Genomic DNA, 19,618 nt, shown 5'->3' on the forward strand with positions numbered 1-19,618 from the left:
ACCTACCACACGGTAACGAATCATATAGTGTGATGGTGCAGCACTTGGTGCAGACCAGTTAAACACTACTCTGTTGTGAATAATATCATCAACAAACAACCCTGTTGGTACAATATCACAAGGATCTTCATTTGGTTCATATTCACATGATCCATCGTCAAAAGCAGCATCAGGGTTATAGTTTATGGCATTTTCATCTATACAACCTCCAATTTCTATTACTATCTCATAAATACTAAAGTTTTCTTCAACCGTACAATCTATAGTAACGTCTGTTACTGCGACTATATAGTCTCCTGCTGTTAGAGCAAATGGGTTTTGTTGAACGCCATTTAGATCATAAACATTAATATCATAGTTGTTAGATCCATTGATACCTGTTGCAATGATATTTCCATCTGATGCACCAGATGTAGTAACATCTTGTGTGCTAATGATAGAAACTTCTAGTTCGCCACAATAATTACAGTTGCCATCATCTATAGTAGCTCCAGGGTTATAGTTATCAGCATTTGGATCCATACATCCAAAAACTTCATTTGAACAATCGTTACATTCGCTAAAGCAAACGGTTGGTAAATCAATAACTTGACCACATTCAGCAGTGAAGAAATAGTTTGGTGATGGATCGCCAGAAATTGGATCTATACCCAAGGCACAAGCTTCAGGAGCATAACCAATTACACCCCAACCAGACCAGCCGTCAGCAGAACCTGTAAGTGCGTGTACATATTGGTGAGTTTCACCTGCTGCTACAGTAGTAGAACCAGTGTAAATACCGTCACCATCTTCATCAGATAGAGTTACACCCCATCCGTACCAAGGTCCAGCAAATGATCCATTGATCACTACATTATCGTATTCATCGCTTATTACATCTACGGCATTTACACTAAAGTTTACTGTTGCAAGTTGGCAATAATCACAACTTCCATCATCGGTTGTAGCGTTTGGATTGTAGTTAACAGCTGTCGCATCTGTACATCCTAACACCTCGCCTGTGCATTCAGCACATTCGCTAAAGCAAACAGTTGGTAAATCAATAACTTGACCACATTCTGCAGTGAAGAAATAGTTTGGTGCTGGATCGCCAGAAATAGGGTTTATTCCCAAGGCACAATCTTCAGGAGCATAACCTACAACACCCCAACCTGACCAGTCATCAGCCGAGCCAGTTAGAGCGTGTACATATTCATAAAATCCTGGCTCTAATTCTAATGAACCAGAAAACACACCATCCATATCATCATCAGTAAGTGTAACACCCCATGATTCCCAATATTGATTAGAGTCGCCAAAAGCATCCCAACTTCCGTTAATTAACACATTGTCATAAGCTGCTGATATTACATAACTTGCATCGACATTGAAATTTATTATTGCTGGTTCTTCACAGAGAACACATGAGCCATCATCAATGTTAGCATTTGGATTAAAGTTGGCAGCAGATTCATCAGTACAGCCAAAAATTGTAGTAGATGAGCATTCGCCATCTACCCAAGAAGTAACCCCATTAATTTCAGCATAGCATGAGTTGCTATAAGTAACATTGTTACAACCACAGACGGGATAGAAAATTTCCATACACATTCCATTAGGGTCAATAAGTGATGGATTTATACAATCGTATTCACAACTTCCATCGTCTTCAACAGCATTAACGTCATAATTAGTTGCTGTTATATCAGTGCAACCTGAAACACTTGGCGAAGCTAAGATATCACAGGTGTCATTTATATTAATTGTAACGTTATTTTGACTCAACTGCCAGTTTCCCCCAAAGGACTCTTTACTCCATAATACATTAATATCTGCTGTATTGACATCAAAATTCCATGTCATAGTGTTACTAAATACTCCATTACTTGAACTCATTACTCCAAGGGCGTATCCACCAGTAGCACTATTGATAATTAGATCATCTATAGGGTCATTATCAGCAGATTCAACTTGAATGATAACAGAGTTTGGACCATTATTTCCAATAGAAAGAAAAATAGAAGAAGGCACTTCAGCATCATTCATGAAGTGATAGGTTTGAGTATTGCAATATGCAGAAGCACTAGCCAAGTACTCGCAACTACCATCTTCTGAATTAGCATCTGAATTATAGTTAGAAGCAATTGGGTCTGTACATCCTAAAATAACTGTTGGTATTGCAATGTCACACGTATCGTTTACATTAACTGTAACATCACTTTGAGACCACATCCAGTTTCCACCAAAAGATTGCTTACTCCATAATACATTAATATCTACAGTACTGACATCAGAATCCCATGTCATAGTGTTACTAAATACTCCGTTACTTGAAATCATTGTTCCAAGGGCGTATCCAGCAGTAGCACTATTGATAACTAAATCATTTATTGGGTCAGCATCAGCAGACTCGACTTGAACAATAATAGAGTTTGGGCCATTATTTCCAACAGAAATAAAAATAGAAGAAGGTACTTCAGCATCATTCATGAAGTGATAGGTTTGAGTATTACAGTAAGGAGATTCTCCTTCAACTAAAAACTCACAACTACCGTCATCTAACGAAGCTGATGGATTGTAGTTCATAGCTGATTCATCAGTACAGCCAGAGATAATTGGACACGTGCCATCAGTTTCACAGCTACCGAAGCAATGTAACAAAGTAGTGTCTGAACTGATGGTTGGTAAGATTCTATCGTTCCAGTTTGCCGCATCTGCACAAAAGAGACCCGCTATGTTTTCTTTAGCACCCCAGTCACCGCCATTAGCAGGACTGTTAAGAAAGGTATAGTTGCCTGTTATACCTGGATTAATATAAGTCACACCAGTCCAAATGCCATCACCATCATCATCAGATAAGGGTAAAGCAACGGCATCTCCTAGCATACCGCCTCCAGCGTACATCCCGTTAGGACCTACTATTATATTAGCAGTATTGACAGAAAGTGTAACGGCAAAACCTTCTGAATCGGAGCTTTGCGCATAACTTGAATTCGTACTCAGAAAAAGGATAAAAATCCAACCAAGCACAACATTTATTGATTTAGAAATTGTCATTTTATGAAATTATTTAGGTTAGCAATGTGTCAAAACTACACTTTATATCTAAAAATCCTAATAACCTAAGTTAATTTTTTAAAAAAATAATCATTTTATGTGTTTTTTACACTTATTCCAATACTTGAAGAAGCTAGGAAAATAACCCGTGACAGGAAATATCCAATCTCTATCTTCTTCTGTTCCTTCATAACAATGATTTAGAGGATGTTCTTTATAGTATATACGACTCTCTTTGGTAACTTTTTTTAATTCCTTGAACTCGCCAACATATAATTGTATGCCATTAATATTTTTGGATAAGCCTAACATAAATTCCATTGATTTATTTGAAATGGGATAAGTCTTAAATATGCTAGGCTCAATTAATAGAACTCTGTTGACGTCAAGCTTTGATTTCCATTTTGGATCTAAATTGTAGAAATTATAGATTAAAGTAGGCTTTTCTTGATCTATACTTATTTGTTTTTTTATGTCAGGCAATGAAGTTTCAAGCTTCAGTTTTTCTAATACAGTAAGTTCTTTAGGAATTTCTAATGTAGAAAATTGATGATATTCTACATCTAAAAATGTATTTTTTTGATTGGTGTAGCAATACTTATTAATGTTATTTTGATTGGCATAATATAATTTGTTACTATTGCTACCACATACCCATTGCCAACTCAAACTATTGCTAGCCCAATCAGCATCTAACAAATGGTAATACATCCATTGAGAAGGCAGTTTCCAATGAGATTTTGCTACATTACAGCATAGGGCAGCGATATACATTCGTAAATGATTGTGTATGTAGCCTGTTTTATAAAATTCCTGTATAGCTTCATCAATAGCAAAAATTGAAGTGTTAGCGTCAACTATTGATTTTGGAATAAAATAATTTTGTACACCTTCTTGTTTTTTCTTTAAATCAGAATTGATCAGTGTACCTTTATCAATCCAAATTTGTTGCCAGTAGTCTCGCCAAGCTAATTCTTGAATAAATTTTTCGATTTTGTAAAAGGGATAGTCTTGAGACATAATATACTCAAAGACTTGTTTGGTTGAAATAACACCTCTAGAAATGTAGGGCGATAATTGGGTTACTGCTCCATCAATAAAATTTCGGTTTTTCCCATATTCTACAGGACTAATGGAATCTAATTTTTGGAGTATTTTTGAAAAGTCAGTCTCCATATTGTATAACTATTTAGTGTAAAAGCTATACAAAAGTAAGGTTTTAAGTTGAGATTGAAACTATTAGCTTAATTTAAAAAAGTAATTATTGATTTCTATTTCCTCTAAAAGCTTGATACAATTTATCTTTTATTTCTTCTTCCATATCAGATTCAGCTTGAATGTAGCCTTCTTTTCTGCCAATTATCATTGCTATAAAAATAGCTTCTCTTAAATTATGTCCTTTCTGAAGAATTTTCATCATAGCATCGTATGTATTTTCGGTTTCATCAGCAATCTGATTAGCTATTTTTTCAAATTCTTCGAGTTCTTGTTTGTCACATTCTAAGAGGTGACATAGCTTTTCTATCTCAAAGTTATTTAGGTGTTGTGTTTTACTTGGAATGTTCATAATCTATAATTTCTACTAATTACTTAAACAAAAATCATGCCATTTTTATGAATTAGTCAAAATGTCAGTTTTAAAAAATATTGTAAATCCGAGGTTCTATAGTATTTGATTTAAAATTAGTAAATTTGAAGTACACTTAATCAAAACTTTTTAAAATATGTTTTATCGAATTCTATGGTTGTTTGTTCTTACTCCTTTCATTTCTTTAGCTCAAGATTGTATAGATGAACAAGCTGTTAATCCTGATTGTTTTTGTATTCAATCCTATGAACCTGTATGCGGTTGTGACGGAGAATTATATGGCAATTCGTGTGAAGCAACGGAGTGTGCTGGAGTTACTTCTTATGTTTCGGCATACGACGAAAATGGAAATTTGATAGACTGTTCAACGGTAGCTACTGCAAATTCTATTTGTGATTCTATAAGTGTAGAAATAGAATCTTTTGACTTTTTGACACAAGATGAAGAGGTAACTTTGGCTATAAACATGTCTACTTTCTTCACATCATCTGTGTTTTTTGACTACGCAGGTTTTGTCCTTGTAAATGCTGATGGAGATGCTGTTGCACAAGAAGGCATGGATGCTGGTAATGTATATGGTTTTGGTTCTAACTACAGCGATACAAGAACATTATATTTCGATGAGTTTTTTAGCTTCCCTTTCGAAGGTACTTTATTGTTGTTTGAAGGTTTTTTTGCTGGAAACCCTGAATTAGCATGCTCTTTTGATATTAGCTTTGGACTTGATGGTGCTGGAGTATCTTTAGAAGGGCAATATTATTTGGAAGAAGAATACGATTATTTGGAGTTCACTTCTGACTCTATATTTATTTATGACTTTGAAGACAATATGGAATGTTATGAATTTATTTCACTCGGTTATATAGCATCGGATTCTGTCTTAGTGATTTCGGATGAAGAAGAGGAAGAACTGATGATGATAAATTACTACCTAAATGGTGATAACATTAATCTCTCTATGGATGGTGATTATATGGAACTTGTCTACACCTTGTTTGAGTCTTCAAAATGGGAGGAATGTGACGATGATTCAATTTCAGATTGTATGATTTCTAATGTTTATGCTGAAGCAGGAGAGTGCGATAGCTTAGGTTATTTTATGGTTGATATAGAATTTGATGTTATGAGTCCATCCGCATACACCTTTACAATTCAGGGTAATGGCACTAATTACGGTTCTTTTGAATATGGTCAAGTGTTTTATCAGGTGGGTCCACTTTTAGCTGACGGAGTTACCCCTTATGAATTTGCAATTACCGATAATGAAAATCCGGAATGTTCTGACTTTTACGATTTAGGAACGGTAAGTTGTGAAGGGGCTACAGGAATTACAGATTTACAAACACAAGACAGACGACTTTTGTTTATAAAAAACATACTGGGAGAAACGGTTAATAAATTAGAGCCTAATAACCCTTATATTTATTTTTATGATGATGGTAGTTTTGAAAAGAGAATTATCTTTGAAAAATAAATTATCATTTAAAGTTATACCATTGTTAAAATATAAGCATTTCATTAAGTCAGACGATGCCGATTGGATAACTTTTATTCATGGGGCAGGAGGCAGTAGTACCATATGGCACAAGCAAGTCAAAGTACTCAAAGAACATTTTAATTTATTATTAATTGATTTAAGAGGGCATGGTATGTCTAACGATATGCCTGTTCAGAGTGACTATTCTTTGGATATTGTTGTTGAAGAGGTAGTTGAAGTTATTCAACACCTAAAGATCAAAAAATCACATTTTATTGGTGTCTCTTTAGGGACTATAATAATCACTAAAATTTCAGATTTATATCCTAGTCTCGTAAATAAAGTAATATTAAGCGGAGCTATTACTAGCTTTTCAACACGAACACTTTTTCTTCTTAGAACGGCTCAAGCCATTAAAGGATTTACGCCTAACATTATATTATATCGTTTGTTTGCGCTTATTATAATGCCCAGTAAAGAGCACAGAGTATCAAGAAGAGTGTTTATCAATGAAGCTAAAAAAATTAAAAATAGAGCTTTCCAGAATTGGTTAAGGTTGTTGCCTGAAATTAAACATACTATTGATGATATTTCTAAACTAAAATTGTCAAAACCTACCTTATTTATTTCGGGCATAGAAGATTATCTCTTTGTTCGTCAAATTGAAGAATACGTTAAAGACAAGTCCAATTGTTTTTTAGAAAAAGTAAATAATTCTGGTCATATTGTAAACATTGATCAACACCAAGTTTTTAATACATTTGCATTAAAATTCTTAAAATAATTATGAAAAACTTCATTGCTCTAGTTGGTTCAATCTTACTTATTGCTTGTTCCTCAAATTCACAAACGTTTACCAATTTATCCCCAAAAGAGTTCAAATCTGCATTTGAAAAAGAGAATGCCATTCTTTTAGATGTGCGTACTCCTCAAGAAATTAATGGCGGTATGATAGAAAATGCCAGTACTATTGATTTTTACGATGCAGATTTTTCCAAAAAAATTGCAAAGATTCAAAAAGATAAAACGGTATATGTCTATTGTAAGAGTGGAGGTAGGAGCTCCAAAGCTGCAAAAATGTTATTAGAGTCAGGACAAACCAAGGTGGTTAATTTGAAAGGTGGGATAATGGCATGGAATACAAATCGTATGCCACTGACCAAATCCACGTCTAAAAAAGACCATTCTATGGAGGAGTTGTCAATTTCTGATTTTGATAATATGTTATCAAAAAATAGTTTGGTCTTAGCTGATTTTCATACCCTTTGGTGTGTGCCTTGCCGAAAGATGTCGCCCATTGTAGATGAACTTAAAGTTGAATACGAAAGTTCAGCAGAAATTCTTAGAATAGATATGGATAAAAGTGAACTTTTAGCAGATTCTTATAATATCAAAGCCGTGCCTACTTTTGTGCTTTTCAAAGATTCTAAAGAAATCTGGAGACATACGGGTCTTATCAGTAAAGAAGAATTAGAGGAGATATTAAAATCTAATATTTAAATTAGTGGAGCTGGTGGGAATCGAACCCACGTCCAAACAAGGAACTCAAGCGCTTTCTACATGTTTATTGTTTTTTGATTGTCGGGAAGGGTAAGGAAAAACACAACCATACTCCAACCTTATCTTCTTTAGTTTCGCTTTTTAGTCGAAGCCCTAAATCGCTAGCTCAATCTTTTCTGATGCTTCAATAGAACGAAAGCGTTGAGCCATCTTTCATTCGGAAGCAAAGGCGTCCTAAATACTATATCTAGGCAGCCATAGCGTAGTTATACTCGCCATTTAAAAGTGTGTGAATTGATATTTACGAGCCAACAAACAACGCTCGACATGCTTACGGTTAACTTCATCTTGTAGTCAAAACCAGTCAGCCCCAATAAAAAAAGAACAGCTGCAAAGTTACACTATTTATAACTTTCATTTACACAGAATTATTAGTAGTCAAAAAGGAGTTTTTTTGATAAAGCATACATGTAATCTCGATTAAGACCAATTTATTACTGATAAATGATGGATTTTTTCCGTTAAACGAGTGTGAAAATGTTAAGTTTTTTGATAGTGCAATATATTAGGTTTGTATATGTTTAAGCACATTAGCATAGCAAGGGATTTAGCATAGAGGTTGTCCTAGAGCTAAAGTAGTGATTATGTAAAACTTAAAGTGGGGAATGAAATTTGTCTTAAGTATATTTTTTCTGTTTTTGAGTGTAGTTCTTTTTGCGCAGATACCGGGTATTCCTTACCAAGCGGTTTTGCTAAGTCAAGAAAATGCTCAAGAGTTACCGGGTTACGATTCTGAGTACGCCAATTTACTAACCAATTCTATAGTTTCTGTGCGTTTTTCGATTTATGATGGTAATGGCCGTACTGCTCGATTAAGTATGAACCTCATTTTAATGTCTTTTGGTTTTCCGCCTGCTATCATTCTACGAAATGATAGGAAAAAATATTATGCTGCCTTAAATGCCGCTAATAAGGGTAATTACCAAAAGCTAATGCTTCTTATGGTGCAAGCTGTAGAGCGTACTTTAAATATTTATATTAATGCTTTGCCTGGTTCCGAAGATGGCTATGATGAGATTTCAAATATCGTTAAAGAGGATGATGTTCCTTATGGGCAGGAGTATATTAGTTTACTGGCTCGGCAGGGTAAAATAGATGCTTATAAAGAAGGAAAAAATTGGTTAACCTCTAAAAAAGCCATTCATAATTATATCATAACAAGAAAGCGTAATCGCTAAATTTTTGATTAGAATTTAAGTTTTTTATTAGATAAATTCTGCTAATTTTGAGGCATGACTAAAACCAAGATTGGCATATTAAGAGAGGGTAAAACACCACCTGATAAAAGAGTTCCTTTGACTCCTACACAATGTCAGGTGCTAATGAATCAATATTCTAATTTAGATTTGGTGGTTCAAAAAAGTCCTATTCGCTGTTTTGATGATAGTGACTATTCAGCTTTAGGTATTCCATTAGTTGATGATGTTTCGGACTGTGACATACTTATGGGAGTAAAAGAGGTTGTGAAAACAGAACTTCTTAATGATAAAATGTATTTTTATTTTTCTCATACGATAAAATCACAACTATATAATCTAGAGTTGCTTCAAAAAATGGTTGAGAAAAATATCTCAATGGTTGATTATGAAACGTTAAAGTATGCCAATGGAAGACGTGTTCTTGGTTTTGGTAGATTTGCTGGTGTTGTGGGTTGTTACAATGGTTTTTTGGCTTATGGTGAAAGAACTCAAAAATACCATTTAAAACCTGCTAATAGTTGTGAGGATAGGGTAGAGCTTGAAGAGGAGTTAAAAAAGATAGACTTGCCTAACGTTAAAATCATTGTTTCTGGAAATGGTAGAGTAGGGCAAGGTGCCTTAGAAATTATACATACTTTAGGTATAAGAGAAGTAAGCAAAGAAGAATTTACGACTCAAAGTTTTGATGAAGCTGTTTATGTTCATCTAGATTTTTACGACTATAATGTGCGAATTGATGGTTCGGACTTTTCTAGTTCAGATTTCTTTTCGAATCCAGAATTATTCAAATCTTCGTTTATTGATTTTGCTTCTTGTGCTGATATTTTTATTGCTGGTCATTATTATGGTGCGGGTTCTCCTTATCTGTTTACTAGAGAGGATGCTAAGTCTCCTGATTTTAAAATTCGTACAATTGCTGATATTTCTTGCGATATTGATGGTCCTGTGGCTTCTACCATTCGCCCTTCAACTATAGAAAACCCTATTTATGGGTATAATCCCCATACCGAATCTGAAGATATTTTTAATAAAGAAGATGTCATCACAGTAATGGCAGTAGACAATTTGCCTTGTGAATTACCGAAAGACGCTTCTGAAGATTTTGGTAACGAATTAATAACACATATTTTTCCTTGCTTACTTTCAGAGGATAGCGATAATATTATCGATAAAGCTACCATTTGTAAAAATGGTGATTTGAATGCTCCTTATGAATATTTAAGAGATTACTTAAACGGCTATTAGCATTTTTTTAAATCACTAATTGTTTGAGTAGGGTTTTCTGATTTGAAAACAAAACTTCCTGCTACTAATACATCTGCTCCTGCTTCTATTAGTTTTGGTGCATTTGTAGAGTTTACTCCTCCATCAATTTCTATCTTAGTATTGGCGTTTTTACTGTTTATAAGTTTTTTTAGTTCTTTGACTTTGTCATAGGTGTTTTCAATGAACGACTGACCGCCAAATCCTGGATTTACTGACATTAAGCAAACTAAATCAATGTCATTAATGGTATCTTTTAATAAATCCACTGAAGTATGTGGGTTCAGTGCTACACCAGCTTGCATACCTTCAGCTTTTATAGCTTGTAAGGTGCGATGTAGGTGTGTACAGGCTTCATAATGAACGGTTAGGATATCAGCACCTACTTCTTTAAAGGTTTTGATGTATCTGTCGGGTTCAACAATCATCAAGTGTACGTCCATGGTTTTCTTAGCATGTTTTTTAATAGCCTTAATAACTGGCATTCCAAAAGATATGTTAGGAACAAATACGCCGTCCATTACATCTATATGAAACCAATCGGCTTGGCTTTGGTTAAGCATTTCACAGTCTTTTTGTAGGTTGGCAAAATCGGCTGCTAAAACGGAAGGTGCTATTAAATGTGACATAAATGATAAATTATTTTGCGACAAAGTTAAAAAAAAAGAGAGCCGAAGCTCTCTTTAAATTATCCCAAGTAGGTTTTTAATATTTTACTTCTTGAAGTGTGTTTTAATCGGCGAACAGCTTTTTCCTTAATTTGTCGAACTCTTTCTCTTGTAAGATCAAATGCTTCACCAATTTCTTCTAAGGTCATGGCATGAGCTCCATTTAATCCAAAATAGGCTTTAACGACTTCACCTTCTCTAGGTGTTAGTGTTGCTAAAGCTCTTCCGATTTCTTGTCTTAATGAATCAACCATTAGTCCTTCATCAGGGTTAGGGCTGTCTTCACTACCAATGACATTATACATATTGCTGTCTTCTCCTTCAACTAAAGGTGCATCCATGGATACGTGACGACCAGAATTTTTCATAGCCTGTTTCACTTCATCTTCAGTCAAATCCAATTCTTTAGCGACTTCTTCAGCTGTAGGTGGTCTTTCCAATTGTTGTTCCAATAAGGCATAGGCTTTATTGATTTTATTGATGGATCCAATTTTGTTCAAGGGTAGTCTGACAATTCTTGATTGTTCGGCCAATGCTTGAAGTATAGATTGACGAATCCACCATACTGCGTAAGAAATAAATTTGAAACCACGAGTTTCATCAAAACGTCTAGCAGCTTTTATCAAACCAAGGTTTCCTTCGTTGATTAAATCAGGAAGTGATAAACCTTGATTTTGATATTGCTTTGCTACTGACACTACAAAACGTAGATTAGCTTTAGTAAGCTTCTCTAAGGCCATTTCATCACCTGCTTTTATTCGTTGAGCTAACTCGACTTCTTCTTCTGCAGTAATTAAGTCTACACGACCTATTTCTTGCAAATATTTATCTAGTGAAGCGGTTTCTCTGTTGGTTACCTGTTTGGTGATTTTTAGCTGTCTCATCTTGTAATTTAATGTTAATATTTAGGTTGTTCTAGCATACTTATACGCTAGAAACAATCAAAGGTTACAACTGTTGATTATTTTTTTTCAGGTTTTGGTAAAAGTACTTTTCTTGATAATCTGAGTTTTCCAGATTTAGCATCAATTTCAGTTAATTTAACTTCTACTTTATCACCTTCTTTCAAAACATCTTCAACATTTTCGACTCTTTCCCAATTGATTTCTGAAATATGTAATAGTCCGTCTGTTCCCTTACCAATATTTACAAATGCACCGTATGGCATTATTGATCGTACTGTTCCAGTAAAGACATCACCTACTTCAGGAGTGAATGTTAACGCTTTTATTTCAGAAATAGCATTGTCAAGTAATTCTTGACCTGTTCCTAAAATTTCTACTTTACCTTGATTATCAATTTCTTCAATTGTAATTGTAGTATCCGTATCAGCTTGAAGTTGTTGGATTATCTTTCCACCTGGTCCAATTACTGCTCCAATTGTATCTTTAGGTATATACATCACATGAATTTTTGGCACATGTGGTTTTAGTTGCTCTCTAGTTTCAGATATAGTATCTGTTAGCTTCCCTAAGATGTGCATTCTACCAGCATTGGATTGCTCTAGTGCTTGAGTAAGAATTTCATACGATAATCCTTCTATTTTGATATCCATTTGACAAGCAGTAATACCATCTTTAGTACCACATACTTTAAAGTCCATGTCGCCTAGGAAGTCTTCATCTCCTAGGATATCTGATAATACAGCAAACTTGTTTCCATCAGTTATTAACCCCATGGCAATACCTGAAACGGGTTTTCTTAGTTTAACACCTGCATCCATTAATGCCATTGTTCCGGCACATACCGTTGCCATAGATGATGAACCGTTTGATTCAAGTATATCAGAAACGACTCTTACAGTGTAAGGGTTGTCTTCGTCAATCATTCTCGACAATGCTCTTTGTGCAAGGTTACCATGACCAATCTCTCTTCTACTTACCCCTCTAATTGGTCTTGCTTCACCAGTTGAAAATGGAGGGAAGTTGTAGTGCAGATAGAATCTTTCGGAACCTACCTTAGTTACACCATCAATTCTATTCTCATCCATCTTTGTACCTAATGTTACTGTGGTAATAGATTGTGTTTCACCTCTTGTAAAAAGGGCTGAACCGTGTGGTCTTGGTAAATAATCTACTTCACACCATATTGGACGAATATCAGAAGGGTTACGACCATCTAAACGTACGTTTTCGTTTAGCACCATATCTCTAACGGCTTTTTTCTCAGCCTTTTTGAAATATGCTCCTAACATGAAACTTTTTTCAGCAAGTTCTTCTGCTGAAAGTGTTTCTTTAAAAGCATCTTTAATGGCTTTGAAATCGTTGCTTCTAGCGTGTTTTTCAGATGCTTTTTTTGCTACAGAATAGAATTTGTCATAACAGAATGCCATAACATTATCTTCTAATTCCTTATCGTGATTTTCGTGAGAGTACTCTCTTTTAGTTTCTGTACCTACTTCTTTTGTTAATTCCAATTGAACAGCACAGTGATTTTTTATTTCATCATGGGCAAATTTGATAGCTTCTACCATTTCTGCTTCAGAAATTTCATCCATTTCACCTTCCACCATTGCTACACTATCAGCAGATGCACCGATTACCATATCAATATCAGATTCTTCTAATTGAGCTGGACTAGGGTTAGCTATTAATTCACCATTAACACGTCCAACTCTTACTTCAGAAATTGGACCATTGAATGGAATATCAGAAACTGCAAGTGCAGCAGATGCACCTAATCCTGCTAATGCTTCTGGACATACGTTTTCATCGTGCGATACTAAGGATAACATGATTTGTGTGTCAGCATGGTAGTCGCTAGGGAATAATGGACGCAGTATTCTGTCTACTAATCTCATTATTAAAATTTCGTGATCCGTTGGTCTTGCTTCACGCTTTAAAAAACCACCTGGAAAACGTCCATCAGCAGCGAATTTTTCTCTGTAATCTACAGTAAGTGGCAGGAAGTCAACATCGTCTTTAGCATCTTTATTAGATACTACTGTTGCTAATAGAACAGAATCACCCATTCTTAATTCAACTGATCCATGAGCTTGTTTAGCTAATTTACCAGTTCTTATTTCAATGGTTCTACCATCTTTCTGTTCAATTTTTTTTACAATTTCTTTCATTTTTCTTTGTCTATTAACATACTAACGGATTTATACACAAAAAGGCAATTGAAAAATTGCCTTTTGCGTATTGTCCGCTTAGAAGATACCTTATCTTCTTATTCCTAAATCTTTAATAAGCGTTCTATATTTCTCGATGTCTTTATTCATCAAGTAATCAAGAAGACCTCTTCTCTTACCTACAAGAAGTTGTAGTGAACGCTGAGTATTTTTATCTTTTCTATTATTTTTTAAGTGACCTGTAAGGTATGATATTCTGTTGGTAAATAAAGCTATTTGACCTTCAGTTGAACCTGTATTTTTTGAGTCACCGCCGTATTTTTTAAAAATGGCGTCTTTTTCTTTAGCAGTTAAATGCATTTTGTTTTGTTTTTTATATCCTAAAAATGGTTTGCAAATATAGAAAAACTTTTAAATAATAAAAGATATTTCACTCTTGTTTTCTAGGATAAGTACATATCTAGTAATGATGATATTTTGGATTTTAGATTTTTACGTTCTACAATGAAGTCTAGAAATCCGTGCTCCAGAACAAATTCAGAGGTTTGAAAACCTTCTGGTAGGTTTTTACCAATGGTTTCTTTGACTACTCTAGGGCCAGCAAAGCCTATTAATGCTCCAGGTTCTGCAATGTTTACATCGCCCAGCATAGCAAATGATGCTGTTACACCACCTGTTGTAGGGTCTGTTAGTAGGGAGATATAGGGTAATTTAGCTTGAGCGAGTAATGAAAGGTTTGCAGATGTCTTTGCCATTTGCATAAGAGAAAATGCGGCTTCCATCATTCTTGCTCCACCTGATTTAGAGATCATCATGAAACCACATTTTTGTTTGACAGCTTCTTGAATGGCTCTACTAATTTTTTCACCTACAACAGCACCCATTGACCCTCCAATGAAATTGAAATTCATACAGGCAATAACAATGGGTTTACCGTCAATTTTTCCGTATCCTGAAGTGATAGCATCTTTTAAACCGGTCTTCTTTTTAGTTTGAACTAGTCTATCCTTGTATTTTTTGGTATCCTCAAACTTTAAGGGGTCTTTAGATTCCATTTTAGCATCTAGCTCCTTGAATTTACCTTCGTCAAATAGAATAAAAAAGTAGCCATCAGCATTAATTCTTTCATGGTAGCCACATTTTTCGCAGACACTTAGTCCAGATTCATGTTCTTCTGTTGGCGCTATTTGTTTACATTTAGGACATTTGTACCACAATCCCTCAGGGGTTTCTTTTTTATCGTTTGTGGAAGTAGTAATGCCTCCTTGTATTCTTTTAAACCAACCCATTTTGTTTACTTCAAGGTATTAACGTTATTTAAATCAGCAAAGGCTTGATTAAGACGACTTTTAAAAGCTTCTTCCCCTTTTCTTTGCCATACTCTAGGGTCGTAATACTTTTTGTTAGGAATGTCGTTGCCTTCAGGATTTCCAATCTGACTTGAAATGTAGTCCTTTTTGTCATTCATATAATCTCTTACTCCAGATGTGAAAGCGTATTGAAAATCGGTATCTAGATTCATCTTTATTACTCCATATCCTATCGCTTCTCTAATATCTTCTACTGAAGAGCCTGACCCGCCATGAAATACAAAGTTAACTGGATTTTCAATGGTGCCAAATTTTTCTTGAATATACGTCTGAGAGTTTTTAAGTATTTTAGGTTGTAAGTCTACATTTCCAGGTTTATATACTCCGTGAACATTACCAAAAGCGGCTGCAACAGTAAATTTATCACTTACTTTCATCAATTCTTCGTAGGCATATGCTACTTCTTCGGGTTGAGTGTAAAGTTTTGAGCTATCGACGTCTGAATTATCAACACCATCTTCTTCACCTCCTGTAATACCTAATTCTATCTCTAATGTCATATCCATTTTACTCATTCTTTCGAGATAGCGTTTGCAGATATCAATATTTTCTTCTAAAGATTCTTCTGAAAGGTCTATCATGTGTGAGCTATATAATGACTTACCATGTACTTTGTAAAAATCTTCACTAGCAGAAAGTAGTCCATCGATCCATGGTAAAAGTTTTTTAGCACAATGGTCGGTGTGTAATATAATTGTTGCACCATACAGTTCTGCTAGCTGATGGGTGTGCATTGCTCCTGAAATACCACCAGCTATTGCTGCTTGGAAATTGTCGTTTGAAAGACCTTTACCGGCAAAAAATTGACTTCCACCTGCTGAAAATTGAACCATAGCTGGAGAATTGTTATCTCTAGCGGCTTCTAAAACAGCATTTACACTACTTGTATTTACAACGTTAACTGCAGGCAATGCATAAGCGTGTTGTTTGGCATGGTTAAATATTTCTTGTACTTGGTTTCCTGTGGCTACACCAGCTTTTATCATTTTATTCAATTATTAAAGTTATACCGGCAAATGTATTAAATACTATTTTTTATTGAATGTTTCATCAAGATATTTTTTTACTTTCGGCTTAAAGTTTTAAACAGAGAATGTTAACTAAAAATCAAATTAAATTAATTCGTTCCCTATCTCTTAAAAAGAATAGGCAAAAACACGGCTTATTTGTTGTAGAAGGAGAGAAGTTGGTTAATGAAATACTTGCTTCTGATTGGGAGGTTGAAAGTATTTATGCCACAAAAGAATGGTTAGGAAGTGACGCGGTCATTGTATCAAAAAACGAATTAAACAGAATCTCATCATTAAAATCACCTAATAAAGTGTTAGCTGTTGTAAAGGTCAAGGCAAATCTTAAACCCATAAGTGGTGATACGGTTTTAGCATTAGATGGTGTTAAAGATCCTGGTAATTTGGGAACAATCATACGTTTAGCAGATTGGTTTGGTGTTAAGGATATCATATGTTCTACTGATTGCGTAGATTATTTAAACCCTAAAGTAGTTCAATCAACAATGGGTTCATTTGCTCGAGTCAATCTACACTATACCAACTTAGTGGGTGTTTTTAACGATAATCCTGATTATACATTGTATGTGACTGTTTTGAATGGCACTTCTCTGAAAGATGTAAAAAAGGTAAAGAAAAAGATTATTGTTTTAGGCAGTGAGTCAAAGGGTGTAGGTGAGGATATCTTAGAATTGAAAGGCGAGAGAATTACAATACCTAAATCTAAATTTTCGAGAGCTGAGTCGTTGAATGTTTCCATCGCCTCAGCAATAATTCTTTCTTCACTTTAAATTTTTTCTGGAGTATTTTGCCAGTAATCCCTTCCATTTACATGATTTGCAAAAAAATCTCTTGAAAAAGAAAATATTAAGGGTTAAAGTATTACACAAATTATCTTTCGGTAAGTTTCTTAGTCTATCAAGAGGCTGACTACAAATCGGACAACAATTACTGAATGACTTGCTTTTTAGTCTTGATTTGAAAAGTCTAAGCCTTAATATTATAAGAGTAATTAAATATGAAAAAATTAAAAATACAATTATTACTACATAATCCACAATTACCACTTAGTGTTAAAGTTACAATTATGTAAACTTATAGAATTTTTTTGATATTTCAAATTCTATCAGCTACTTTTTTTCCATCAATTGCTGCAGAAACAATTCCGCCAGCATATCCTGCGCCTTCACCACAAGGGTAAAGGTTGTTGATTTTAAGATGTTGCAGACTATCTTTATCTCTAGGAATTGATACAGGTGATGATGTTCGACTTTCTAATGCTATTATGTTTGCCTCGTTTGTTAAATACCCTTTCATTTTTTTGCCAAAAACTTTAAAACTTTCTGACAACGAACTCGAAATACTATTCGGTAATATTTGGTGTAAGGGTTGTGATAAAATACCAGGTTGATAAGATGTTTTATTTAATTTGTTGGAAGTTTTATTATTTATAAAATCTACCATTCTTTGTGCTGGAGCAACTTGTAAGTCAGGGGTTAATTTACACATACTTTCTTCTAATGACATCTGATAGTATAGCCCTTTTAGCTCTCCATGCTTTTCAAAAGGTTTTAGGTCTTCATCTTTTACTTCTACTACAATACCTGAGTTAGAAAAAATAGAATCTCTTTTTGAGGGGGACATACCATTAACTACTATTTCACCACTATTTGTTGCTGCAGGTACAATAAAACCACCGGGGCACATGCAAAATGAATATACGCCTCTATTATTTGTTTGTGTGACTAATTTATAAGATGCTGGTGGGAGGTAAGGCCCTCTTTCTTTACATGAATATTGTATTTGATCGATTAGACCTTGTGGGTGTTCTATCCTAATACCCATAGCAAATGGCTTGTACTTAATTTCTATTGATTTTCTATCTAGTAAATTAAATATATCTCTGGCCGAATGACCAGTAGCTAAAATGGTGTTTTTTGCTAAAACTTTATCTTTATTTTGTAGGACTACACCTTGAATCGTATTATCTTTTATAATAAAATCGACAACTTTGGTGTTGAAGTGTATTTCGCCACCATGAGACAAAATGGTTTCTCTTATATTGGCAATAATCTTTGGTAATTTATTGGTGCCAATATGCGGTTGTGCTTCAATTAAAATATCTTCTTTGGCACCATGATAAACTAATGTTTCTAAAATATCAATGATTGATCCTCTCTTTTTGGATCGAGTATATAATTTTCCATCTGAGTAAGTGCCGGCCCCACCTTCTCCAAAACAATAGTTAGATTCTGGGTTTACAATATGGTTCTTATTAATTGCAGCAATATCGCGCCTTCTACTTCTAACATCTTTACCTCTTTCAAAAATGATGGGTTTTTTACCTTTTTCTAAGAGTGTCAAAGCTGCAAACAGACCTGCGGGTCCTGAACCTATAATGATTACTTCTTCAGAATTTGATACGTCTTTGTAGTTTTTTTCAATTTTAAGGTTTTCTTTTTTTTCCTTTTCATGGATTTCTATTCTAAGCTGGATTTTTACATCTCTTTTTCTAGCATCAATAGATTTTTTTAAGATTTTCCAATTGGACAATTCAATTTCATTAGAATTTAATTCCTTATTGATATGCTTATTAATGGATTCATCAAATGCAGCGTCTTCTGGACTAAGTGTTAAGGAAAGTATTTTGGACATCTCGTTATATTTTATTCAAATGTAAATGATATTGTAAAGCCTCTAGTTTTCATTCCTTTTATGGATCGGCTGTATATGCTACCATCGTTTACTACTAAGTTTGTTAATCCAAAATTGGCTTTTAGTTCAGGAGAAAATTTGAAATAGGGCAGGTAAAAATCCAAGCCTAATCCAATTTCATATAAAAAATCATCTTTTTTAATTTTTACAATTTCTAAACCTTCGTCGTCAATATTTCTTTGCGAAGCTAAGTCCAATGAATATTTTAAGCCGGTGAGAATATAGGCTCTACCATTATTATAGCGTGATGATTTGTACTTTAAACTTATAGGAAATTCAATAAAAGTGGATTCAATTTTTTTATTTTCATCAGTTAGTACAGTGTTGTCATTTAGAGTGTAGAATATTCTTCTTTCAGCTAATGAAAGGGTAGGGATAAACCTTAAGTCTAGGTTATTTCCTAATCGCATATTGGATACTACTCCTAGATTAAAACCTTTTTGATTTTGGGATTGGAGTACAAAAAGTTCGTCTTCTACATTTGAAACTGGTGTTATTTTAAAATCAAGAGTATTTATACCTATCAAAAAACCAAAATGTAATGGTTTATTATCATAGTTAGGTAGGTTTAGAGGGACATTGTAGCGTTGAGCAAATAGGCTTTGGCTCAAAAGTATCAAGACAGTTAATTTGTAAATTTTTTTCATACTGCAATATCGTAA

The 19,618-nt window shown here is 34.3% G+C and carries 17 protein-coding genes and 1 other RNA gene; 6 read left to right on the plus strand and 12 right to left on the minus strand.

Annotated elements, in window-relative coordinates; translation table 11 throughout:
- The 3 genes from P8I29_06635 to P8I29_06645 all read right to left on the minus strand — a co-directional run.
- A partial coding sequence (locus tag P8I29_06635; GenBank protein MDG1917468.1) for a hypothetical protein occupies positions 1-3,036 on the minus strand: 3,036 nt, incomplete at its 3' end.
- Between the two features lie 90 nt (positions 3,037-3,126).
- Positions 3,127-4,212, minus strand: coding sequence for an FAD-binding domain-containing protein (locus P8I29_06640; protein MDG1917469.1), 1,086 nt, complete (start codon positions 4,210-4,212; stop codon positions 3,127-3,129).
- 85 nt (positions 4,213-4,297) lie between these two features.
- On the minus strand, positions 4,298-4,603 hold the full coding sequence (locus tag P8I29_06645) for a hypothetical protein (GenBank protein ID MDG1917470.1): 306 nt from the start codon (positions 4,601-4,603) through the stop codon (positions 4,298-4,300).
- Between the two features lie 157 nt (positions 4,604-4,760).
- Between P8I29_06645 and P8I29_06650 the strand changes: the two genes are divergently transcribed.
- From P8I29_06650 to P8I29_06660, 3 genes are read left to right on the plus strand one after another with little or no spacing between them, the layout of a single operon-like run.
- Entirely contained in the window at positions 4,761-6,098 is a 1,338-nt protein-coding gene (locus tag P8I29_06650; GenBank protein ID MDG1917471.1) for a hypothetical protein, read from the plus strand.
- Positions 6,088-6,885, plus strand: coding sequence for an alpha/beta hydrolase (locus P8I29_06655; GenBank protein ID MDG1917472.1), 798 nt, complete (start codon positions 6,088-6,090; stop codon positions 6,883-6,885). The genes P8I29_06650 and P8I29_06655 overlap by 11 nt, the downstream gene beginning before the upstream one ends.
- 2 nt (positions 6,886-6,887) lie before the next feature.
- On the plus strand, positions 6,888-7,601 hold the full coding sequence (locus P8I29_06660; GenBank protein ID MDG1917473.1) for a thioredoxin domain-containing protein: 714 nt from the start codon (positions 6,888-6,890) through the stop codon (positions 7,599-7,601).
- A 2-nt stretch (positions 7,602-7,603) separates the two neighbouring features.
- Here P8I29_06660 and ssrA read toward each other — a convergent pair.
- Positions 7,604-7,973, minus strand: a transfer-messenger RNA (tmRNA) gene (gene ssrA, locus P8I29_06665).
- Positions 7,974-8,266: 293 nt separating this feature from the next.
- Between ssrA and P8I29_06670 the strand changes: the two genes are divergently transcribed.
- Complete coding sequence (locus P8I29_06670) at positions 8,267-8,839, plus strand: hypothetical protein (protein ID MDG1917474.1); 573 nt, start codon at positions 8,267-8,269, stop codon at positions 8,837-8,839.
- A gap of 54 nt (positions 8,840-8,893) precedes the next feature.
- The gene (locus P8I29_06675; GenBank protein ID MDG1917475.1) at positions 8,894-10,105 is read left to right on the plus strand and encodes an NAD(P)-dependent oxidoreductase; all 1,212 of its coding nucleotides are present in this window, start codon (positions 8,894-8,896) and stop codon (positions 10,103-10,105) included.
- Here the strand turns inward: P8I29_06675 and rpe are convergent.
- From rpe to fbaA, 6 genes are all read right to left on the minus strand, one after another.
- Positions 10,102-10,752, minus strand: a complete 651-nt coding sequence (gene rpe, locus P8I29_06680; GenBank protein ID MDG1917476.1) for a ribulose-phosphate 3-epimerase — start codon at positions 10,750-10,752, stop codon at positions 10,102-10,104. The genes P8I29_06675 and rpe overlap by 4 nt on opposite strands.
- Positions 10,753-10,811: 59 nt before the next feature.
- Positions 10,812-11,675 carry a sigma-70 family RNA polymerase sigma factor gene (locus tag P8I29_06685; GenBank protein ID MDG1917477.1) on the minus strand — a complete coding sequence of 288 codons (864 nt, stop codon included), beginning with the start codon at positions 11,673-11,675 and terminating at the stop codon, positions 10,812-10,814.
- 77 nt (positions 11,676-11,752) lie between these two features.
- Positions 11,753-13,864 carry a polyribonucleotide nucleotidyltransferase gene (locus P8I29_06690; protein ID MDG1917478.1) on the minus strand — a complete coding sequence of 704 codons (2,112 nt, stop codon included), beginning with the start codon at positions 13,862-13,864 and terminating at the stop codon, positions 11,753-11,755.
- A 90-nt stretch (positions 13,865-13,954) separates the two neighbouring features.
- Positions 13,955-14,224 carry a 30S ribosomal protein S15 gene (gene rpsO / locus P8I29_06695; protein ID MDG1917479.1) on the minus strand — a complete coding sequence of 90 codons (270 nt, stop codon included), beginning with the start codon at positions 14,222-14,224 and terminating at the stop codon, positions 13,955-13,957.
- A gap of 83 nt (positions 14,225-14,307) precedes the next feature.
- On the minus strand, positions 14,308-15,153 hold the full coding sequence (gene accD / locus P8I29_06700; protein MDG1917480.1) for an acetyl-CoA carboxylase, carboxyltransferase subunit beta: 846 nt from the start codon (positions 15,151-15,153) through the stop codon (positions 14,308-14,310).
- A gap of 5 nt (positions 15,154-15,158) precedes the next feature.
- Positions 15,159-16,229, minus strand: coding sequence for a class II fructose-bisphosphate aldolase (gene fbaA, locus P8I29_06705; GenBank protein ID MDG1917481.1), 1,071 nt, complete (start codon positions 16,227-16,229; stop codon positions 15,159-15,161).
- Positions 16,230-16,327: 98 nt separating this feature from the next.
- Between fbaA and P8I29_06710 the strand changes: the two genes are divergently transcribed.
- Positions 16,328-17,032, plus strand: coding sequence for an RNA methyltransferase (locus tag P8I29_06710; GenBank protein ID MDG1917482.1), 705 nt, complete (start codon positions 16,328-16,330; stop codon positions 17,030-17,032).
- Between the two features lie 325 nt (positions 17,033-17,357).
- On the opposite strand, the gene P8I29_06715 is transcribed toward P8I29_06710, so the two are convergent.
- Positions 17,358-18,896 (minus strand): FAD-binding protein, encoded by a 1,539-nt coding sequence (locus P8I29_06715; protein MDG1917483.1) that lies wholly within the window; start codon positions 18,894-18,896, stop codon positions 17,358-17,360.
- An 11-nt stretch (positions 18,897-18,907) separates the two neighbouring features.
- Positions 18,908-19,603 (minus strand): porin family protein, encoded by a 696-nt coding sequence (locus tag P8I29_06720; GenBank protein ID MDG1917484.1) that lies wholly within the window; start codon positions 19,601-19,603, stop codon positions 18,908-18,910.
- Positions 19,604-19,618: the final 15 nt, after the last annotated feature.

It is taken from the genome of Flavobacteriales bacterium (assembly GCA_029248105.1).
In the GTDB taxonomy this organism is placed as follows: Bacteria; Bacteroidota; Bacteroidia; order Flavobacteriales; family UBA7312; genus UBA8444.